Source organism: Faecalibacterium prausnitzii, assembly GCF_003287495.1.
In the GTDB taxonomy this organism is placed as follows: Bacteria; Bacillota; Clostridia; order Oscillospirales; family Ruminococcaceae; genus Faecalibacterium; species Faecalibacterium prausnitzii_I.
In genome coordinates, this window is the sequence record NZ_PRLE01000001.1 from 694,142 (window position 1) to 713,327 (window position 19,186).

Here is a 19,186-nt window from a genome sequence, read left to right on the forward strand (position 1 = left end):
TAATGGGCAGGCCGCCGTTTTGTGCAGAAATGGAGGAACAATGAATCTTTTCGAAATTGTAAAATACGGCGTAAGCTGCCGGGAGGCGGCGGAGCGGTACGGCGTGGAGGTCAACCATTACGGCATGGCCCTTTGCCCGTTCCACAATGACCGGTATCCCAGCTTATATGTGGCAGACGATCACTACCATTGCTTTGCCTGCGGGGAACATGGCGATGTGATCGACTTTGCTGCAAGGCTGTTCGGCTTGCCGCTCTATGAGGCGGCGCAGCGTCTGGCAGCAGACTTTCACCTTACCCCGGACAAACCGCCCAGCGCAGCGGCGCTCCACGCAAAGCGCATCCGAACAGAAGCACAGCAGCTCAGGGAAAACGAGCGGCTGTGCCTTTCTGTTCTGTCCGATTATGCCCGTGTCCTGCGGGACTGGAAGGTGCAGTATGCGCCGCAGTCACCTGACAAGCCTGTTCACGCACGGTTTGTAGGAGCCTGCCACGAACTCGACCGGACAGAGTATTACTTAGATATTCTGTGCGCCGGGGATTCTCACGAACGTGCCGAAGTAATTCAGCAGCAGATGGCGGACGAAAAGCTGGACAGGCTGCGACGGAGGTTAGAGAAAATTCACAAGGAGGAATTGGAAGATGGATATGACACCGCAGACGTGGCCTGAGTGGTACGATGGCAGGCACATCAACGAGGTGCTGTTCTGTCAACAGTTTTTGGACAAGCACCCCATGAAATGTGTGCGTGGGCGGCTGTTCACCGTGGACGGGCTGATTGAGGATGAAGGGCAGATTGGGAATCTCATTCTGGAGGAAATCTCCGGCGTGCTGACCGCCAATCTTTCCAAGACGGTTGCGAATCTGCTTGCCAGCATCAAGCTGCAAGCCTATTCGCCGCCGCTGCCCATTGAAACCGACCGCATCCATGTTGCCAACGGAACGTACTTCATGGACGGTAGCTTTTCCACAGACAGGAGCTACTGCAACAATCGTCTCACCGTCACTTATAATCCAGACGCACCCACTCCGAAAAAGTGGCTGCAATTCCTATCGGAGCTGCTGCAACCGGAGGACATTCCAACCTTGCAGGAATTTCTCGGTTACTGCCTGCTGCCTACCACCAAGGGGCAAAAAATGCTCATGCTCATCGGCAAGGGCGGCGAGGGCAAAAGCCGCATTGGTCTTGTCATGCGCTCGCTGCTGGGGGACAGCATGAATACCACCAGCATCCAAAAGGTGGAGAGCAACCGGTTCAGCCGTGCAGACTTGGAAAACAAGCTCCTGATGGTGGACGACGATATGGACATGAGCGCCCTGCCAAAGACCAACTACATCAAATCCATCGTGACCTCCGAGTGCAAAATGGACATGGAGCGTAAGGGTGTTCAGAGCTACCAAAGCCAGCTCTATGTGCGTTTTCTTTGCTTCGGCAACGGTGCGCTCACCGCCCTGCACGACAAGTCCGACGGTTTCTTTCGCCGCCAGATCGTGCTGACCACCAAAGACCGGCCCGCAGGCAGAGCGGACGATCCGTTTCTGGTGGATAAGCTGCTGCGGGAAAAGGAGGGCATCTTCCTCTGGTGTCTGGAGGGGCTGCACCGGCTGATTGGCAACAACTATCAGTTCAGCATTTCGGGAAAAGCCAAAGAAAATATGGAGACGGTCAAGCGCAGCAGCAACAATGTGATCGAGTTTCTGCAATCCGAGGGCTATATCCGCTTTCGGGCAGACAGCGAAGCCAGCTCCAAGGCGATCTATGAAGCCTATACAAGATGGTGCGACGACAACGCGCAGAAGCCCATGTCTGCCAACCGCGTCAGCTCCGAGCTTGCACAAAATGAGCGGCTTTACAATGTGGAGGCCACCAACAACGTCCATGTCGGCGGCAAGCGGGTGCGCGGGTTCATGGGCATTGAGGTGGTCAATCCGCCGCCGTATTAAAAATGAGGAATGGACTTCAAAATTGCCGTACACGCCGTACACCCTGTACGGCTGTTTTTGATTTCATTCTTAAAAACCATTTTGCTTGTGTGCACCGTGGAGTATTTCACGGCAGAGTGTAAAATCTGCCGCTGAACCGACGGCTGGTACGCAAAACAGGCGTACAGAAGCGTACACAAAGAGACTTTGCCGTACCGAGCCGTACACTGGCGGCTCAATTTAGCGGCTTCAAAATCAATGCTTGTGAAATCCGTGAAGATTTTCGCCGCAGGTCGAACACGATGCACCATCCGGTGATTTACCGAAATGCGAAGCTGCTGTACCGGACTGTGGCATATCCTGCCATTCCGTATGTTCTCACACAGAACGATGAAGCCGATAGGGCGCAGTTGTGAACAGGGCATCACGGGCGGAAATCTGAGCGGATTTGCGGCACGGCAGATTCTTCACCGCAAAGCGCACACAGTTCACTTACTCAAAAACCAATATCACGAAAATATGGAGGTAAAAAGTTGATGAAATCCAATCTGAGAAATGAGATCAAGTCGTACATCGTCCGTCAGGGCATGACCATGCAGGAGGTGGTCGATCTGCTGCGGGACGAACACGGCTGGTCTGACAGCGTTTCCAACCTTTCAAACAAGCTCCAGCGGGAGTCCCTGCGCTATGTCGAGGCTGTCCAGCTTGCCGACGCACTGGGCTATGAGATCGTCTGGCAGAGGCGGAAGTGAGGAGGATGTTCACATGACGGATACGGAAAAGAAGCTGTTGCAGGCGCAGCACCGATTGGAGGAAGCACAGGCGCGGGATCGCGTCAAGGAGCGAAAAGCCCGCACTCGCAGGCTCATTCAGGAGGGTGCAATTCTGGAAAAGGTGCTGCCGGAGGTGCGGACGATGGAGCTGCCTGCGCTGGAGGGGTATCTTTCACGGAAGCTGGGAAAAGAAATCTAAATTTCAGATGGGAGGTCTCCGGGAAACCGGGGGCCTTCCTCTTTTTTCTCCCGAAGGGCGCACTTACTCACCACCTGCGAAGCAGGCGGTGGTATCCCTTCCGTTGGTCGGGCTCGTGCGCTCTTCACGAACTGTCCATCGGACACTTCTCCAGAGAGGGCAGGAAATGCCGCAAGTCAGCATTCCCTGTGCAGTCGGCGCTTCTGCTGATGCAGAGATTGCTGCTTGTCGCACCAATCCGGCAGATACTCTGCCCGCCTCCTGCCTGCGAAAACCTGCCACCGGCAGCTTTATCGCAGATATGGGCAGCAATGCAGCCCATTTTCTCTTTGCAAAGAGAAACAGAAACCAAGGGGTGGCGTTTTACCACCCCCTCACAAAATACGAATCGAGGTGAACGCAAATGGCAATTTACCACTTGGAGGCAAAGGTGGTCAGCCGGGGAGCCGGACGCTCCGCCTGTGCAGCCTCCGCTTATCTCAGCTGCTCCCACATCCTCAATGACTATGACGGGGTGCAGCACGACTACACCCGAAAGCAAGGGCTGGTCTGGCAGCAGGTACTTCTGCCGGACACGGCCCCGCCCGCATGGAAAGACCGGGAAGTGCTCTGGAACGCCGTGGAGGAAAACGAGAAAACCAAGGACAGCCGCTTGGCCCGTGAGTTCGTGGTAGCCTTACCCATGGAGTTGTCCCCAGAACAATGGCAAACGCTGCTGACGGATTTCGTACAGAATCAATTCGTCGCAGATGGGATGTGCGCCGATACGGCGATCCACGATCCCGATCCACCCGGTCACAATCCCCACGCCCACATTCTCTTGACGGTGCGCCCGCTTGATGAAAGCGGCAAATGGCAATACAAAACGGAGAAGGAATATCTCTGCAGCCGTGACGGTGAGGAACGGGGCTTTACCGCTGCCGAGTTTAAGGCTGCACAGGCTGACGGATGGGAGAAACAGTACCAGTACAAGGTAGGCAGGAAGAAAGTGTATATGACACCATCCGCAGCTGAGGAACATGGATATGAGCGTGCCAGCAAGTATCCCAAAAGCACCAAATACGGGAGACAGAATCCCATTTCTGAACGCTGGAACAGCGAGGAACAGCTCCTTATCTGGCGCAAAGCATGGGCAGATGTGACAAACAAATATTTGGAGCGATACGGTCATGAGGAGCGCATCGACCACCGCAGCTTTGTCGAGCGAGGCATTGACGAGCAGCCCACCATCCACGAGGGCGTGATTGCCCGTGCTTTGGAACAGAAAGGTATCGTGTCCGACAGGTGCGAACTCAACCGTCAGATCAAGGCGGACAACAGGCTCCTGCGGGAACTGAAGGCGCAGTTCAAGAAAATTACGGAGGCGGTGAAGAACACGCTGCCCGCTATTGCAGAAGCGTTGGAAAAGCTGCGGGAAAATATGCTGATCTTCTGCTATCAGTTAGGGCATATCCGCAGCAGCAAGAAACAGATGACCGGTGCCTTGAATATTCTGAAGCCAAATCTGGCACAGTACCGCTCCCTTGTGCAGCAGATAAAGGAAACAACCAAAGAACGGAAGTCCCTACTGGCTGAAAAGAAATCCCTTCCTGCGATCCACTTTGTCAGGCACCGTGAGCTTGCCTCCAAAATAGCCGAGTTGACGGAAAAGTTAGAGGAGCTAAAAAGCGAAAAGGCTATGCTGCTTCATTCTCTGGAATACCCAGAGGACGCCACAAGCGATACCTTCCAGCGCCAGATTGACCGCTATGAAGATAATCTCAAACGGCTTGAGGCGCAGGAGAATAAGTATGCCGGAGAGCTGGAGGCTGCATTGTCTGAGTATGCCGAGCTGAAAGAGCAAGCTTCCGGCTTTGATTCCTTGCAGCTTTATCTGGAGCGGAAGGCACTTCGACCTGACAGAGAGAAAGCAGCAGCCCAACGCATTGAAGCGGCTTATGGCGACAAGTTCAGTTGGTGGTTGATGGAGAGTGGCCTACGGGATGTGTCTGGCTATCTTGACGAATATGCACAGGAAAAGACAATGGATCGAGAACTGCGGCAAAGGCGGCGATCGGAGCGGCTTGAGCGTAAGATGAAAAACAGAGATATGGAACGTTAAAAGTGCTGGAGGTTGAAACTTCAGGTGAAGTCTGTGACATAGGGGGATGGAGATAATCCCTATACGTCAAGCGTAAAATAAGCACCGGTATGGGTTTTCCATACCGGTGCTTGCAATATTTAATCGAATTCTATCACTTATTTACAAGTGAAAAATCAAAAGAGTTTTCCAACAACTTATCAAGTGCTGCCATCAGTTCCGCTCGAACAGCCTCTCTTTCACTTTCTCCGCCTGCATTTTCGATATAGATGGAATAGTTATCAAATGTGATATAGGCGTAATAGATCACAGTCTTAATTCCTTCGCTGTTTGCATTTGTAACGAAGTAGCCAGCTTTAACTGGCGTATCTCCAACCATAGATACATTTTCCTTGCCAATTACGGTAGTATCCATAAGATTGTTCCCAGACAGCGAAACAACAAATTTCATATCGCTGTAATGACCATAAAAGCCAACAAATGCTACATCGTCCAAGGTAAAGAGGGCATCTCCGGAAATCGGAAGATCACCGAAAATAGTCTGAACCTCATCTTTGGTCAATGCTCGTGCTTGCAAGTTCAAACTCAGAGCAGAGGCTACCGTATCTGCTTTAGTGAAAGATATGGTAGTTCCATCACCTAATGTAGCTGTTTCTGTACTTTTGCCGAATAATCCCATACTAAACACTCCCACCACGATTAGACAGAGACACGCAGCAATTGCCCCAAATTTCAGCCAAATGCTTTTTTGTTTCTTTGCCTGATAACTCGCCGTTTCTTCGATATGACGGCTACCAATGCCACCAACGGCGTCAGAGATGTTCTTTCGTGTCATAAATCATACCCCGCTTTCTGTAAATGATTTTTAAGTTTGCTTCTGATTCGGGAAAGGCGGACAGACACATTGTTATTTGTTGTACGAAGCCTCTTTGCAATTTCTGTAATGCTATCTGAGTACCAATACCTTGCTACAAACATAACCCTGCTTTCCTGATCCAAGCTGTCAAGGAAACGATCAATTTCCTGTGACAGCTCCTTTGCATCCACTTCCTGTTCAATAGTAGATGCAGAAGTTAGGCACTCTTCCAACTCATCAAGTGCAACATCATAGTAACTGTTTCGCTTTAGTGCAGTATTTGCGTGGTATTTTGCGGTAGCGATATTGCGGGTAATACGAAAAATATAGGTTCTGAGTGGGTCAGGTCTTTCTGGAGGAATTGCATTCCACGCAGCAAGGTATGTATCATTTACACATTCCTCTGCGTCGGGTTCGCATTTCAAAATGTTGTTTGCAATTCTTTTGCAAGTTGAACCGTATTTTGCAGCAAGTTCAGCTATTGCCTGCTCAGTACGAGCAAAGAACAGTTCAATGATCTTCACATCCTCTAACAAGGTATCCACCTCCTCACCTATGTACTATGGATCTGGCGGACAATCTTACAGAAGCGAGGGAAAATTTCACACCTTTATTATAGTACATTGCAATTCTATTTTCTATCGCCTCAGCAAAATCGTTTGGCACCAGTCGAGGTCGCTCGGCAGTCTGAAAATATGGTCCTTCGGTTTTGGTAGAGTTGCTCGCAGCAGAGGAGGCGTAACAAAAAATTAAAGGTAGCTGCCCGGACAGAATGGGTTGGGTGGAAAAATAAATAATATCCGAAACAGGATGACGGAAATTGTTAGCGCCGAGTTAATTCGTACACAGTTAGTGTTTAAGTGTTTACAAACAGCCCATTGATATTGTTCGTTTGTGCGTATATAATATATATAACTATTTGATGCGGAGGTAAACTATGTTTGAATACATGACAGTACAGGATGCGGCTAAACTTTGGGGAATATCGGTGCGTCGTGTTCAAAAGCTGTGTGAGGAGAATCGCATTGATGGAATTGTTCGGCTACCTCGTGCATGGCTAATTCCCCAAGATGCCCAAAAGCCGGCTGATGGAAGATATAAACAAAATAAAAATGAATTTATAGCTGACAACAAGGAGAACACACGATGAGTAAATTGTTATTAGTGGAGGATGACCAAAGTATCGTATCCTCATTATCAGACTATTTAGGAAATGAAGGGTTCAAAATCGAAAATGCTCCCGGTCAAAAAGAAGCAATAGAAAAATTGGATAGCGACCAATACGATATAGCCTTGGTGGACATTCAATTATCAAACGGAAATGGTTTTTCTGTTTGTTCTGCAATTAAAGAAAGAGGAACTATGCCAGTTATTTTCTTAACGGCTTCTGATGATGAATATAGTGTTGTGGCTGGGTTAGATATGGGGGCTGACGATTATATCAGCAAACCGTTCAGACCAAGAGAACTGCTTTCAAGGATCAACAGCGTATTAAGGAGAACTAAGAACACACAAAACATTATCAGTTACCTCGACTTAGTTGTGGACACAAATCAAGCAACCGTATCAAAGAATGGGAAAGAGATTTTGTTGTCTGCTATGGAATATAAGTTGCTGTTAGTCTTTTTGCGTAACAAAGGTATTGTCCTTTCTCGCAGAAGATTGTTGGAGCTTTTATGGGACACTACCGGGGAGTTTATCAATGATAATACATTGACTGTCTATATGAAAAGGCTACGTGACAAAATTGAAACCAATCCGCAGGAGCCGGAAATCATAATTACCGTTCGTGGGCTTGGCTATAAGGTGGGTTGATATGGACTTTATCAGAAATAAAGAAGTTAAAAGGCAAATTGTTGTCAGCAGTATTCTTATTCTATTTTGGGGCGGCATTGGCATTATCGTTGATAGCAAAGCTGTGTGGATTGTTCTGTCGGCTATCATTTCATCCAGTGCAGTTTCCCTCTTTTTCACATATCAGAGATACAAGAAAATTGCTGATTTTAGTTTGCATATTGATAGGCTGTTACATGGAGATGAAAAAATTTCTTTTGGGCAGTTTCAAGAAGGTGAGTTATCTGTTTTACATGATGAAATATCCAAGATGACAAGACGGCTTATTGAACAGGCAGAAGCTCTGAAAATGGAGAAAGGTAATTTGGCAAATGCTTTAGCCGATATTTCACATCAATTAAAAACACCTTTGACATCGCTGAATATCTTAAATGCTTCTCTGTGTAATGAGGAACTGACTGACGAAGAAAGGTATGAGCTGATCCGCGAACAGACTATGCTCTTATCAAGAATGGAGTGGCTGATAGCCACACTTCTGAAAATATCCAAGCTGGATGCAGGAACGATTACTCTAAAGCCACAGGCGGTATACTTAAAAGATGTGGTAGAAAAAGCAATTCGTCCTCTGGAGATTGCGGCAGAATTAAAAATGCAGACAATCACGCAAGTGATTCCGGCAGAATTAAAACTATCTCTTGATACTGATTGGACTGCTGAAGCCTTGGGGAATGTAATCAAAAACTGTATCGAACATTCACCAGAGGGCAGCACTATCGAAATCAAGGCAATAGAAAGACCTCTTTTGACACAGATCATTATAGAGGATAGCGGAACAGGTTTTCAGGAAAAAGACATCCCCCATTTATTTGACCGATTTTATCAAGGAAGTGGCTCTACAATCGGTAATGCCGGTTTGGGGTTGGCTCTGGCAAAGACGATTATTGTCAATCAGGGTGGTGTCATCCAAGCGAAAAATCGGGAGTCAGGCGGTGCAAAATTTGAAATCTGCTTTTATCGGGGGACTGCTTAATGCAGCCCCTTTTTAAGTGACATTTTTGTAATGAAAAAGTAATGAAGCAGTCACTTGGCTTTGCTATACTGAATTGCAAAAATATATGGAGGAACTTTTTATGGAGATATTAAGAGTAGAGAATATCTGCAAAACCTATGAAATGGACAATGCTCCTGTCCATGCTTTGTCAGATGTTTCTTTTTCCGTCGATAAAGGAGAGTTTGTTGCAATCATTGGAGCATCTGGGTCTGGCAAGTCTACCCTGTTGCACATTTTAGGTGGTGTTGACAGACCGACTTCGGGAAAAGTATTTGTGGATGGACAGGATGTTTATGAGCAAAATGAAGATGAATTGGCTGTATTCAGAAGAAGGCAGGTTGGGCTTGTCTATCAGTTTTATAATCTGATCCCGGTTTTGACTGTCGAGGAAAATATCACGCTGCCGATTCGATTGGATGGGCGTAAAATCAATCAGGAGCGTTTGAAAGAACTGCTATCCACACTCAAACTGGTAAAGCGTAGAAAGCACCTGCCAAGTCAGTTATCCGGCGGTCAACAACAAAGAGTGGCAATCGGACGAGCGTTGATTAACGCACCTGCGATTATCCTTGCGGATGAGCCGACGGGAAATCTGGACACGGAGAACACAAGGGATATTATGAAACTTCTGCGTGAATCCAATGAAGTCTATCGCCAGACAATGATCCTGATTACCCATGACCGTGAAATCGCAATGCAGGCAGACCGTATTCTGGAAATTCAGGATGGCAGACTTGTGAGGGATGAGGTGATACGCTGATGAATATGATTTTCATGCTTACACTCAGGAATCTGTTGTCGAATAAAAAGCGTACCCTACTCACACTTTTAACCATTCTTTTGTCAATCAGTATGATAACCGCTATTCTCTGTGGGGGATGGTCGTTGGTTGATTTTTTGAAAGAGAAAGAAAAAGTGTATGGTGGCGATTATGACTACTACATGGAGGATTTGACTTGGGAGCAGGTTCAAGAGCTATATAGTCAAAACAATGTAGGCGAAGTTTCGCTTCTCCGCTTTGCCGGAAACAGTTTTTACGGGGAGAAATCCAACAGTACAATGCTCTCCGTTGGCGAGATTGACGAGAACTTTACCCAAAGATTTTCGTTAAATCAGTATTTGCTTGCAGGGCGTTTCCCGCAAGATGAAAATGAGATTGTTATTTCAGAATCTTTTTTGAAGAAAAACAACATGAATACAGAGATTGGAGATACGATTTCTTTAACTCTTGGTTCAAGAATTTGGGATGAATATAATGCCCAGCTTTCCGGGCTGACAAATTATAGGGGTGAAGAAGAAAGCTTCGTTCCAACAAAAGAGAAAGCGTATGTAGTTGTTGGTATTCTGTCAGATGTGAATGACTCAAAAATCGCAGCAAACTATAATGCCTTTGCAGGTGTTGACAAAACGGCATCCGATTTTGCTGCGTATGTCAAGGCAAAGAATTTATCCAATTCGATCTATACAGAAGCCGAAGAAGTGGCTGCGGCAGTAGACAGTCATGTAGCAAAGTTTCATTCGGAATTGTTAGTCTATCATGGAATTACCGGGGGTAAAGGAGCTGCAAAACTGATTGCTTTGGTGGTCATGGTCGTTTGTCTTTTGATGGCTGCATCTGCTTCAATGATCAGCAACGCCCTCTCCATTTCCTTACAGGAACGAATTAAGCAGATGGGAATGCTATCCAGTATTGGAGCCACAAAAGGGCAAAAACGCCTTAGCGTATATTTAGAAGCCTTCCTTTTGGGAGTGGTGAGCATACCCTTTGGATTGGTTGTTGGTATCCTGCTATCTGCTCTGTTATTAAGTGTGGTCAGGGCAGCTTTTGGAGAAACATTCACTTTTGGCATCGTAGAACTGTCCTTGAAGGTAAACGGATTGATCCTGCTCGTCAGCGGATTATCCGGCATTGCTTCTTTGTACTTCGGAAGTAGAAAGCCTGTGAAGCAAGCAGCTAAAATTACAGTTATTGAAGCGATCCGCCAGTCTAACAATGCGGTATCAAGAAAGAAATTCCGTGACGGAAAAATCGTTTCTTTGGTTTTTGGCATTTATGGTTCGTTAGCAGCAAAAAATATTAAGCGTAATCCAAAACGCTTCCGAGCGATTACCGGCTCTATTTTCTTGTCGGTGGTAATTGCCCTTTCCTTATATAGTTTCTCTGATTTTATGCTTTATCAGACATCCTTGGATATGAAGGAGGACGGTTCCTGTTATACTGATGTGATTTCGATGATTCAATACAAAGATATTCCTGTCGCAATCGGGGCATTATCGGATGAAAATATCACTGCGGATGTTTCCTATTCTTTTCAGCGATATATGACCGCTGAATTTTCGCAGGAACAAATCAATCCTGATATGCAAGGATATTTTATCAATGGTACGAAAGCAGAGGTATATGTCGTAGGATTGGACGAAGAACATTTTGTCTCTTTTTGCGATGAAAATGGATTCAGTCTGGATGTGACAAATTTCAATCATGGAATTTTGCTCAATCAGACTATGGGATACTATAATTCGGCACAAAATCGGGTAATTGCAGGCTCACCGTTTCTTATTGAACCGGGAACAGAAATCATTCCGCTGGGGGCATCCGAGGATGCCTTGCCGATTATCGTGGAAAAAATCGTTTCAGAAGAAAATGCAAATATCCAATCCATGTTTGTGAGAGATCGAGCTGTCCTCATCGTGCCTTTAAGTTATTTTAACTGGCTGATAGATGATAACGCCTATGTGGAAATGAGAATACAGACAGCACAGCATAAAGAAGCAATGGAATGTCTGGCTGACAGAGGATTTCCGCAAACTGTGGACATTGCAGCCGCAACGAATAATTCCAGACAGGTATATACGATTGCAAAACTGGTAATCTGCCTGTTCTCGATCCTGATGACGGTTATTATCAGCTTGAATGTTTGTAACACTATCTCGAATACGATTCATTTGAGAAGAAGCGAATTTGCTGTTCTGCGTTCTGTTGGTATGACTGCCAAAGGATTAAAATGTACGCTATTGCTCGAAGCTGTTTTGTACGGCGTAAAAGCATTGGTTCTTGCGTTGCCTGTGAGCTTTTTGATTCATTGTGCTATCTACTACTTCATATCGTCGGGTATGACACCATTTGCTTTTTATATGAACGGCGGTATTTATGCTCTTGCAGTTATGGCTGTCGGCGCTATGGTATGTATCGCTATGCTGTTTGCTGTTAGAAGCGTATCAAAGGTGGAAATTGTAGAGGAACTGAAATTGAGCAATATGTAATCATTCAATCTAACAAAGCAACTGAAACAGAGGTAATAGAAATTGCGTAAAAAGAAACTGGTAAAGAGAGTTGCAGGCATTGCTTTGACTGTTGGTGCAGTTATACTTGCCATTGTATGTGTTGGTAAAGTAAATCGCATTCAGAACGAAAAAGATATTATTGGCACATGGAAGGATGCAAATGCTGAGGAGATATTTACCTTTCAAGAAAACGGGGAACTTGCTGTGAGTAAAGATATGCCCGATTCGGGTCTATCCTGCGGTGACGCATATTATAGTTTTTCTTACTCGGATATAATCTGTGTTACACAGGGAAATAGTAGTGTAGAATTTGAGATAGAAGTAGATCAAAACGAATTGAAAATCTTCTTCATGGGACAAGAATATCTGGAATTGGAAAAGTAATGATTACAAATAAAAGAAAACCATTGAGCCGATAATTCGCATCCTTTGCGGACTAACGGCTCTGCATATATTTTGAACGCTATTTTCAGAAACATTGTGTTTTGCAGAAAAGCCCCTTGACAAATTCCATCTCAGAAGGCTATTCTTCTGGAATACGCTAAGAAGAATCACTTTCCGAACCCGGTGTTCTTTGTGGACGATGGATATTCCGGCACGAACTACGACCGCCCCGGCTTTCAGAGTATGCTGACCGAGATCGAAGTAGGGCATATAGGAATCGTTATCACGAAGGATTTGTCCCGACTGGGACGCAATTCTGCCTTGACAGGTCTGTACACAAACTTCACTTTTCCCCAGTATGGCGTTCGCTACATTGCCATTAACGACAACTACGACACCATTGACCCAAACAGCGTAAACAACGATTTTGCGGGCATTAAGAACTGGTTCAACGAGTTTTACGCCCGTGATACCAGCCGCAAGATTCGGGCTGTTCAGAAGGCCAAGGGAGAGCGTGGAGTACCGCTGACGGTCAATGTGCCGTACGGCTATGTGAAAGACCCGGAGAACCCGAAACATTGGCTTGTTGATCCAGAAGCGGCTGCAATCGTGAAGCGCATCTTCTCCATGTGCATGGAAGGCCGTGGCCCGACCCAAATTGCAAACCAACTGTGGGTGGACAAAGTTCTGACTCCCACCGCCTATAAGTTGAGCCATGGCCTGAGTACGAACTCACCCGCCCCGGAAGACCCTTATCGCTGGGATAAAAGAGCAGTAAGTTCGATTCTGGAACGCCTGGAGTACACTGGCTGCACAGTCAACTTTAAGACCTATACTAACTCTATCTGGGATAAAAAGAGACATCTGAATCCCGTGGAAAATCAGGCTATCTTCCCGGATACACATGAGCGCATTATTGACGATGATGTGTTTGAAAAGGTTCAGGAGATTCGTAGCCAGCGTCACCGCATGACCCGGACAGGCAAGAGCAGCATTTTCTCCGGTATGGTCTACTGCGCTGACTGCGGTTCCAAGATGCAATATGGTTCGTCCAATCACAGGAACTTCAGTCAAGACTTCTTTGATTGCTCTCTGCACAAGAAGAACGGGAGCAAGTGCAAGGGACACTTCATCCGGGTAAAGGTTTTGGAGGGCCGTGTGCTAAGCCATGTTCAGCGGGTGACTGACTACATCCTCTGTCATGAGGACTACTTCCGCAAGGTCATGGAGGAGCAGCTTCGGGTGGAAAGCACCGAAAAGCTGACTGTCCTGAAGAAGCAGCTTGCCCGGAATGAGAAGCGGATCGCAGACCTCAAACGGCTGTTCATGAAGATTTACGAGGACAATGTTAACGGAAAGCTTAGCGATGACCGCTTCGACATGATGAGTCAGAGCTACGATGCCGAACAGAAGCAGCTGGAAGAGGAAGTTCTCTCCATCCAGCAGGAAATTGAAGTACAGGAACAGCAGATCGAGAATATTGAAAAGTTCGTCCAGAAAGCGCACAAGTACGTTCATATTGAAGAACTCACCCCTTATGCTCTCCGTGAACTGGTGTCGGCCATCTATGTGGATGCCCCGGATAAGTCCAGCGGAAAGCGGGTGCAGCACATCCATATCAAGTACGATGGGCTGGGGTACATCCCTCTGGATGAACTGGAAGCGAAAGAAAAGGCGTGACCGAAGTCACGCCAAATCTTCCCCATTTAGGGAACTTTTGCAAATACTGTTTTATGGGAACTCTGCTACGGGGAACGCCCTGTTGTACATATCGCTATCGTCTGTGGCTTTAATCGCAAGTTTTACAGGCAGCGCAATTCTCAACGACCTGTTTGCGATATGCAATTCACGGTTGTTGCCAACGAATCAAATCGTGAATTGCGAGGCAGGGTGCGTCCTATTCAGGGCGCACCCTGTTTTTGTTTTATCATGGTTGGGGGTACGTCAAAACGCATCACCGCAACTCCTTATAGGTCTCTTCCGGCACCGGCTCGCACCACTCGTTAGAGGTGCCTTCGCCGGGCACTTCCACTGCCAGATGAGAGAACCAGCAATCGGGTGCGGCACCGTGCCAGTGCTTGACCTCCGGGGGAATGTTCACCACATCGCCCGGATGCAGCTCCTGCGGAGCTTTGCCCCATTCCTGATAGTAGCCCCGGCCTGCCACGCAGACAAGGATCTGCCCGCCACCCTTTGCGGCATGATGGATGTGCCAGTTGTTCCGGCAGCCCGGCTCAAAGGTGACGTTGTAAATGCCAACCTGTGCGGTGGACAAGGGTGCCAGATAGCTTTTTCCACTGAAATACTGCGCAAAACCGTCGTTGGCTGCGCCGATGGGGAACACCATTTCGCTCTGGTGCTGTGCCTTGGCATCCTCTGCAGCGTCCTCTGCCCAGACTTCCTTGGCCATACGGAAAGCCGCCCACGCCTTGGGCCAACCTACATAAAACGCCGCATGGGTCAGGATCTCTGCAATCTCAGTCCGGGTAATACCGTTGTTTTTTGCTGCCGTCAGGTGATACCGAAACGAGGAGTCCGTCAGTCCCTGCGCCATCAGTGCTACCACCGTCACAAGGCTGCGGTCCCGGAGGGAGAGTTTATCCTCTCGGCTCCACACCTGCCCGAATAGTACCTCATCGTTCAGTTCTGCAAATTTTGGCGCAAATTCGCCCAGAGCATCCCGCCCTGCTGTCTGTTTCACTGCCATGATACGTTCCTCCCCATCTCGTAAGCCTGTGCCATGGCAGGCGTACCGCACACTGCACCCGGCTCGTAAACGCCACCTGCTACAAGGACTCCCTTTTCCACGGCTCCTTCCACGCAGTCTGCATAGCCCCGGAAGCAGGCCAGCGTCGTGTCCGCAGAGGCTTTTTCCTCGTCTGCCATAGTGGTAATATAGTAGAACTCTTTGTCTTTAATCTCCTGCCACCGTGCCACAGTGCGGTCAATGACCGCTTTCAACTGAGCACTGATGGAGTAGAAGTATACCGGGCTTGCCAGCACAATGACATCGGCATCGATCATCTTTTGCAGGATGTCTGCCATATCATCCTTGTGGACGCAGGCTCCGCCGTGGGTGCTGCAGTAGTAGCAGCCGGAACAGGGAGTCACCTTTTTCTCAGCGACCCGGATCTTTTCTGCTTTGTGCCCGGCATCCTGCGCTCCACGCAGAAATTCGTCGCATAGAATATCAGAGTTGCCGCCCTTCCGGGGACTGCCAGACAAAATCAATACCTTCTTGCTCATAGGAACCTCCTTGACAGCAGAGTGCATCCGCATTATGATGTTGATAAAGTTTGATTTTATCATACAACTTAAAGCGTACTTTAAGTCAAGGGCTTTTTGAAAAAACGGAGGTTTCAGATGATCTATACCGTAGGTGAAATGGCACAAAAGCTGGGCGTACCTGCCTCCACCCTGCGCTACTACGACAAAGAAAGGTTACTTCCCTTTGTGGAGCGTTCCTCCGGCGGCATTCGGATGTTCCGGGAAAACGACTTCGAGTGGCTGCAGGTCATCCGCTGTATGAAAAAAGCCGGAATGTCCATCAAGGATATCCGGCAGTATATTGAGCTTTCCATGCAGGGAGACGACACCATTGACACCCGGCTGGAAATGTTCCGGCACCAGCGGGAGGTACTCACCCAGCAGATCCAGCAGTTACAGCATACGCTGGAGACCGTGGAGTATAAATGCTGGTTCTATGAAGCCGCCAAAGCCGCTGGGACAGTGGATGTCCCCGGTGCAATGACCGATGCGGACGTGCCGGAGCAGTTCCGTGCCATCCGACAGGAGCTGCGGGGACAGAAGATTCCGAATAGCGAAAGATAAGAAATGCCGTTCCAGTTGATTTTGGAACGGCATTTCTCTTAATCTTCTAACCCATGGTTCCCGGTTACGTTTTTCAAATATTCCTCCGGGTCACCGTTCAGAATCAAATCCGCATAGCCAAGCGGGTCATTGTAGATAAGATAATCCAGTTCTGACCTCTGCGCCATAGTAACATCCAGTGCATCCTCGACCCCGGTGCAGTCGATGGAAATCTTTCTCCCATCCCGGAGCAGCAGTTCCACGCAGCCGGTGTCCATGTTGAAATGGCAAGCTCTTGCATCGTACTTCATACTCGTGTCCTTTCCGCCTTACGGCACTCTCACCGTGGTCTGTCGTGCTTTCTTATGATAAGGTCTAGGACGTTTTTCGATGGAAGCAGGGGATTCGTTCTGTTTTCCGAAGAACACAAAAAATCCGAACCTTTCTCCTATCGGAAAAAAGTTCGGATTTTGTTGTTGTGGTGCACCTCCAGGGACTCGAACCCTGGGCCCACTGATTAAGAGAAGCCAACGTGCAACAATCGTCAATTTTCAGAATTGCGTCAATTCGTTATTTTTATCGTTTTATCGTAAATTTGCGTTTTGCATCTGCTGCATTCTTTGCACCTGTTGTCCCCTCTCGCATCCGTTATCCAGCCGTTCCGGTGTGCAAAAAGTGTGCAAAAGTGTGCAGAGACAAAATCAGCCTCTTAAAACAGGCATCGGATTTTTATGCAAAGCCGGGAAAATGGGCTGGTTTGGCTCGAAAATGGCATCCGCAATTTCACCTGTTTAAACCACGCATCAAATGTACATCAACAACTACGATTCATGGCAGGGATTTGGACAACTGCGATCTCTTATAAATCCAAAGCAGCTCTTTCTATGTGGACTTTTCTGGGTGGAAACACCTAAAAGGTTCACATTTTTTATTTTACCGGCAGCCAGGCCGTTGCTTTTGCTCCGCAGTGGGTGTTCTGCCCAAACACTGCCCTGCCGCCATGGGCGGCGGCGATCTGCTGCACTACATACAGGCCAAGGATATGAGGCGCATTTTCGGCAGGCTCCGCAGCGTTCAGTGCCACCAGAACGGCAGCCGGATAGCCAATACCGTCATCTGCCACGGTCAGGCAGAAGCGCTCTCCTACCTGCCGGGTGTGCACGGTAATGTTCACCGGCTTTGGGTTATGCCGGACGCTGTTGTTCATCAGGTTTTCCAGCAGCCGTGCCAGCAGCGCCTCATCCACCGAAAGCACTGTCTGCTCTGCTGGTTCTTCCTGTTCCAGTGTGATCTCGCAGCGCTCTGCCAGTGGGCTTTCACAGAACTGCGCCACCAGCTGCCGGAACAGCGGCCCTGCCCGGAGGTCTTTCCGGCGCAGAGGTTGGGCACCGTATTCCAGCTTACTGGTCAGGTTCAGGTCATCAATGAGGGTGCGCAGCTTTTCGCACTGGGTGCGGATGCCGGTCGCTTTCTGCCGGGAGCTGTCCGGCAAAAGTGCATCCTGTTCCAGCTGCTCCGCCCAGCCTAAGATCAGCGCCAGCGGGGTGCGCACGTCATGGCTGACCCCTGCGATCCACTGGGTGCGGGCGTTGTCCCGCCGGGAAAGCATCTCATTTTTGGCTTGCAGCTGCGCCCCGGTCTGGTTCAGCTTTTCTGCCAGTTCCCCGGCAAAACCGTCGGTAGGCAGCCGGACGGTCTGTCCCTGCGCCAGTGCATCCAGACCGTTTGCCACGGTCTCCAGCCGCTTTGCCCCCCGCCAGCTCAACCAAAAGCAGAGAACCAGACCCAGCAACAGCATTCCCAGCGCTGCTGCCGGGAGCACCCGCACCATGCTCAGAGCAAAGTCCGGTGAGCTGTAAATGCTGTACTTCCACAGGCTCCCCTTTGGCAGCCCGATGACGAACAGTCCGTAGGGTTCTGTCCAGCAGAACACCGGGTAATCCGCCAGATACCAGCGGGCAAATTTGGCGATATCGCCGGGAGTGTAGGCATGGTTCAGATCCTGCGGCAGGCCGTAGCTCCAGCGGATGTTTCCCACATCGTCCAGCACCATCGCCCACTCGTAGCCGTTCATCCATTCCTGCGGGGTGCGTTCTGCCCCAAAGGCAAGCCCTTCGGCGGTCTCCACCATGGAATCCGCGATCTCGCTGGAGGAGTACTCCCGCTGCGGCAGGCGGCAACTCTCCTGCCAGCCCAGCCAGCCCAGCACCGCAATACCGGAAAACAACAGCAGCAGAACAATGCCCACCGCCGCCAGCACATACCGCCGGATCAGGCGCACAAAGGTTTTCATGCTTCTTCCCCCTTTGTCAGCTTATAGCCAATGCCCCGCACCGTCCGCAGAAACTGCGGCGCACCGGGTTCGGCTTCCAGCTTCTCCCGCAGATGCCGGATATGTACACCCAGACTGTTCTCATAGCCATAGTAATCTGCGCCCCAGACCGCCGCACAAAGAGCATCGTAGGTAACGACGTGTCCCCGGTTCTCTGCCAATTTCCGCAGCAGCACCAGCTCGGTAGCGGTCAGCGTCAGTGTTTTGCCCTCTGGCAGGGTAACAATGGCATCATTCAGGTCTACGCACCGCTCCCCCAGCTGCAAAGGTGCCGGTTTTGTACGGGACAGCTCTGCCCGGTACGCCCGCTGCAAAATATGCTGCACCCGCAGCAGCAGTTCCTGCATCAGAAAGGGCTTGGTCAGGTAGTCATCTGCGCCAAGACCCAGCCCGAACAGACGGTCGGCATCCGCATCCTGTGCGGAGAGAAACAGTGCCGGAACATCCGCTTTTTCCCGCAGCGCCCGGAACAGCGAAAAGCCATCCCCATCCGGCAGGTTGATATCCAGGATCATCAGCTCCGGCTGCTCTGCTGCAAAGCAGGCGCGGGCAGCGGCGCAGCTTTGGGCGGTTCTGATATGGCCATATCCTGCGCCCCGCAGCTGCTCACACAGCAGTGCCAGCAGCTCGGCGTTGTCGTCCACAAGCAGGAGCTTTGCATCATAAACGGTATCCATAAGGGCAGTTCTCCTTTCCCGCC

Annotated in this window: 22 protein-coding genes; 15 read left to right on the forward strand and 7 right to left on the reverse strand. The window is 49.0% G+C overall.

Annotated elements, in window-relative coordinates:
- Positions 1-40 precede the first annotated feature (40 nt).
- The 6 genes from C4N22_RS03160 to mobQ all read left to right on the forward strand — a co-directional run bounded on the left by C4N22_RS03160 (position 41) and on the right by mobQ (position 4,995).
- A complete protein-coding gene (locus C4N22_RS03160) occupies positions 41-670 on the forward strand; it encodes a CHC2 zinc finger domain-containing protein (protein WP_112091000.1) in 630 nt (209 codons plus the stop codon).
- Positions 642-1,943 (forward strand): DNA primase family protein, encoded by a 1,302-nt coding sequence (locus tag C4N22_RS03165; RefSeq protein WP_112090999.1) that lies wholly within the window; start codon positions 642-644, stop codon positions 1,941-1,943. The genes C4N22_RS03160 and C4N22_RS03165 overlap by 29 nt, the downstream gene beginning before the upstream one ends.
- Before the next feature lie 515 nt (positions 1,944-2,458).
- Positions 2,459-2,674, forward strand: a complete 216-nt coding sequence (locus tag C4N22_RS03175) for a DUF6471 domain-containing protein (RefSeq protein WP_112090998.1) — start codon at positions 2,459-2,461, stop codon at positions 2,672-2,674.
- A 13-nt stretch (positions 2,675-2,687) separates the two neighbouring features.
- Positions 2,688-2,894, forward strand: a complete 207-nt coding sequence (locus C4N22_RS03180) for a DUF3847 domain-containing protein (protein ID WP_008978058.1) — start codon at positions 2,688-2,690, stop codon at positions 2,892-2,894.
- 166 nt (positions 2,895-3,060) lie between these two features.
- Positions 3,061-3,291, forward strand: a complete 231-nt coding sequence (locus C4N22_RS12715) for a hypothetical protein (protein WP_055145317.1) — start codon at positions 3,061-3,063, stop codon at positions 3,289-3,291.
- A gap of 6 nt (positions 3,292-3,297) precedes the next feature.
- The gene (gene mobQ, locus C4N22_RS03185; RefSeq protein WP_112090997.1) at positions 3,298-4,995 is read left to right on the forward strand and encodes a MobQ family relaxase; all 1,698 of its coding nucleotides are present in this window, start codon (positions 3,298-3,300) and stop codon (positions 4,993-4,995) included.
- A gap of 133 nt (positions 4,996-5,128) precedes the next feature.
- Here mobQ and C4N22_RS03190 read toward each other — a convergent pair whose 3' ends face one another.
- Both C4N22_RS03190 and C4N22_RS03195 read right to left on the reverse strand, forming a co-directional pair.
- Positions 5,129-5,809, reverse strand: a complete 681-nt coding sequence (locus tag C4N22_RS03190) for a hypothetical protein (protein ID WP_112090996.1) — start codon at positions 5,807-5,809, stop codon at positions 5,129-5,131.
- Positions 5,806-6,366 carry an RNA polymerase sigma factor gene (locus tag C4N22_RS03195; RefSeq protein WP_055145326.1) on the reverse strand — a complete coding sequence of 187 codons (561 nt, stop codon included), beginning with the start codon at positions 6,364-6,366 and terminating at the stop codon, positions 5,806-5,808. Before C4N22_RS03195 ends, C4N22_RS03190 begins: the two co-directional genes overlap by 4 nt.
- A gap of 401 nt (positions 6,367-6,767) precedes the next feature.
- On the opposite strand from C4N22_RS03195, the gene C4N22_RS03200 reads away from it, so the two are divergent.
- The 7 genes from C4N22_RS03200 (at position 6,768) to C4N22_RS03230 (ending at position 14,024) form a co-directional block, all read left to right on the forward strand.
- A complete protein-coding gene (locus C4N22_RS03200) occupies positions 6,768-6,980 on the forward strand; it encodes a helix-turn-helix domain-containing protein (RefSeq protein ID WP_055145329.1) in 213 nt (70 codons plus the stop codon).
- Positions 6,977-7,645, forward strand: a complete 669-nt coding sequence (locus tag C4N22_RS03205) for a response regulator transcription factor (RefSeq protein WP_055145332.1) — start codon at positions 6,977-6,979, stop codon at positions 7,643-7,645. The genes C4N22_RS03200 and C4N22_RS03205 overlap by 4 nt, the downstream gene beginning before the upstream one ends.
- A gap of 1 nt (position 7,646) precedes the next feature.
- The gene (locus C4N22_RS03210) at positions 7,647-8,654 is read left to right on the forward strand and encodes a sensor histidine kinase (RefSeq protein WP_055145335.1); all 1,008 of its coding nucleotides are present in this window, start codon (positions 7,647-7,649) and stop codon (positions 8,652-8,654) included.
- A 100-nt stretch (positions 8,655-8,754) separates the two neighbouring features.
- Positions 8,755-9,435: an ABC transporter ATP-binding protein gene (locus tag C4N22_RS03215; protein ID WP_055145338.1), complete on the forward strand. Its 681-nt coding sequence runs from the start codon at positions 8,755-8,757 to the stop codon at positions 9,433-9,435.
- Positions 9,435-11,939 (forward strand): ABC transporter permease, encoded by a 2,505-nt coding sequence (locus tag C4N22_RS03220; protein ID WP_112090995.1) that lies wholly within the window; start codon positions 9,435-9,437, stop codon positions 11,937-11,939. Before C4N22_RS03215 ends, C4N22_RS03220 begins: the two co-directional genes overlap by 1 nt.
- A gap of 42 nt (positions 11,940-11,981) precedes the next feature.
- Positions 11,982-12,344 carry a hypothetical protein gene (locus tag C4N22_RS03225; protein ID WP_055145343.1) on the forward strand — a complete coding sequence of 121 codons (363 nt, stop codon included), beginning with the start codon at positions 11,982-11,984 and terminating at the stop codon, positions 12,342-12,344.
- A 123-nt stretch (positions 12,345-12,467) separates the two neighbouring features.
- Entirely contained in the window at positions 12,468-14,024 is a 1,557-nt protein-coding gene (locus C4N22_RS03230; protein ID WP_278320609.1) for a recombinase family protein, read from the forward strand.
- Positions 14,025-14,298: 274 nt separating this feature from the next.
- On the opposite strand, the gene C4N22_RS03235 is transcribed toward C4N22_RS03230, so the two are convergent.
- Together C4N22_RS03235 and C4N22_RS03240 are read right to left on the reverse strand one after the other, a co-directional pair.
- On the reverse strand, positions 14,299-15,051 hold the full coding sequence (locus tag C4N22_RS03235; RefSeq protein WP_112147963.1) for a carboxymuconolactone decarboxylase family protein: 753 nt from the start codon (positions 15,049-15,051) through the stop codon (positions 14,299-14,301).
- A complete protein-coding gene (locus C4N22_RS03240; RefSeq protein WP_112147964.1) occupies positions 15,042-15,590 on the reverse strand; it encodes a flavodoxin family protein in 549 nt (182 codons plus the stop codon). Before C4N22_RS03240 ends, C4N22_RS03235 begins: the two co-directional genes overlap by 10 nt.
- 117 nt (positions 15,591-15,707) lie before the next feature.
- Here C4N22_RS03240 and C4N22_RS03245 point away from each other — a divergent pair, with 117 nt between their 5' ends.
- The gene (locus C4N22_RS03245; protein ID WP_112147965.1) at positions 15,708-16,175 is read left to right on the forward strand and encodes a MerR family transcriptional regulator; all 468 of its coding nucleotides are present in this window, start codon (positions 15,708-15,710) and stop codon (positions 16,173-16,175) included.
- A gap of 38 nt (positions 16,176-16,213) precedes the next feature.
- Here C4N22_RS03245 and C4N22_RS03250 read toward each other — a convergent pair whose 3' ends face one another.
- Complete coding sequence (locus C4N22_RS03250; protein WP_112147966.1) at positions 16,214-16,465, reverse strand: DUF6061 family protein; 252 nt, start codon at positions 16,463-16,465, stop codon at positions 16,214-16,216.
- A 221-nt stretch (positions 16,466-16,686) separates the two neighbouring features.
- Between C4N22_RS03250 and C4N22_RS12830 the strand changes: the two genes are divergently transcribed.
- Positions 16,687-17,019 carry a hypothetical protein gene (locus C4N22_RS12830; protein ID WP_181567152.1) on the forward strand — a complete coding sequence of 111 codons (333 nt, stop codon included), beginning with the start codon at positions 16,687-16,689 and terminating at the stop codon, positions 17,017-17,019.
- A 63-nt stretch (positions 17,020-17,082) separates the two neighbouring features.
- Here the strand turns inward: C4N22_RS12830 and C4N22_RS03260 are convergent, their stop codons facing one another.
- Both C4N22_RS03260 and C4N22_RS03265 read right to left on the reverse strand, forming a co-directional pair.
- Positions 17,083-18,447, reverse strand: a complete 1,365-nt coding sequence (locus C4N22_RS03260; RefSeq protein ID WP_112147968.1) for a sensor histidine kinase — start codon at positions 18,445-18,447, stop codon at positions 17,083-17,085.
- Positions 18,444-19,163, reverse strand: coding sequence for a response regulator transcription factor (locus C4N22_RS03265; RefSeq protein WP_112147969.1), 720 nt, complete (start codon positions 19,161-19,163; stop codon positions 18,444-18,446). Before C4N22_RS03265 ends, C4N22_RS03260 begins: the two co-directional genes overlap by 4 nt.
- Positions 19,164-19,186: the final 23 nt, after the last annotated feature.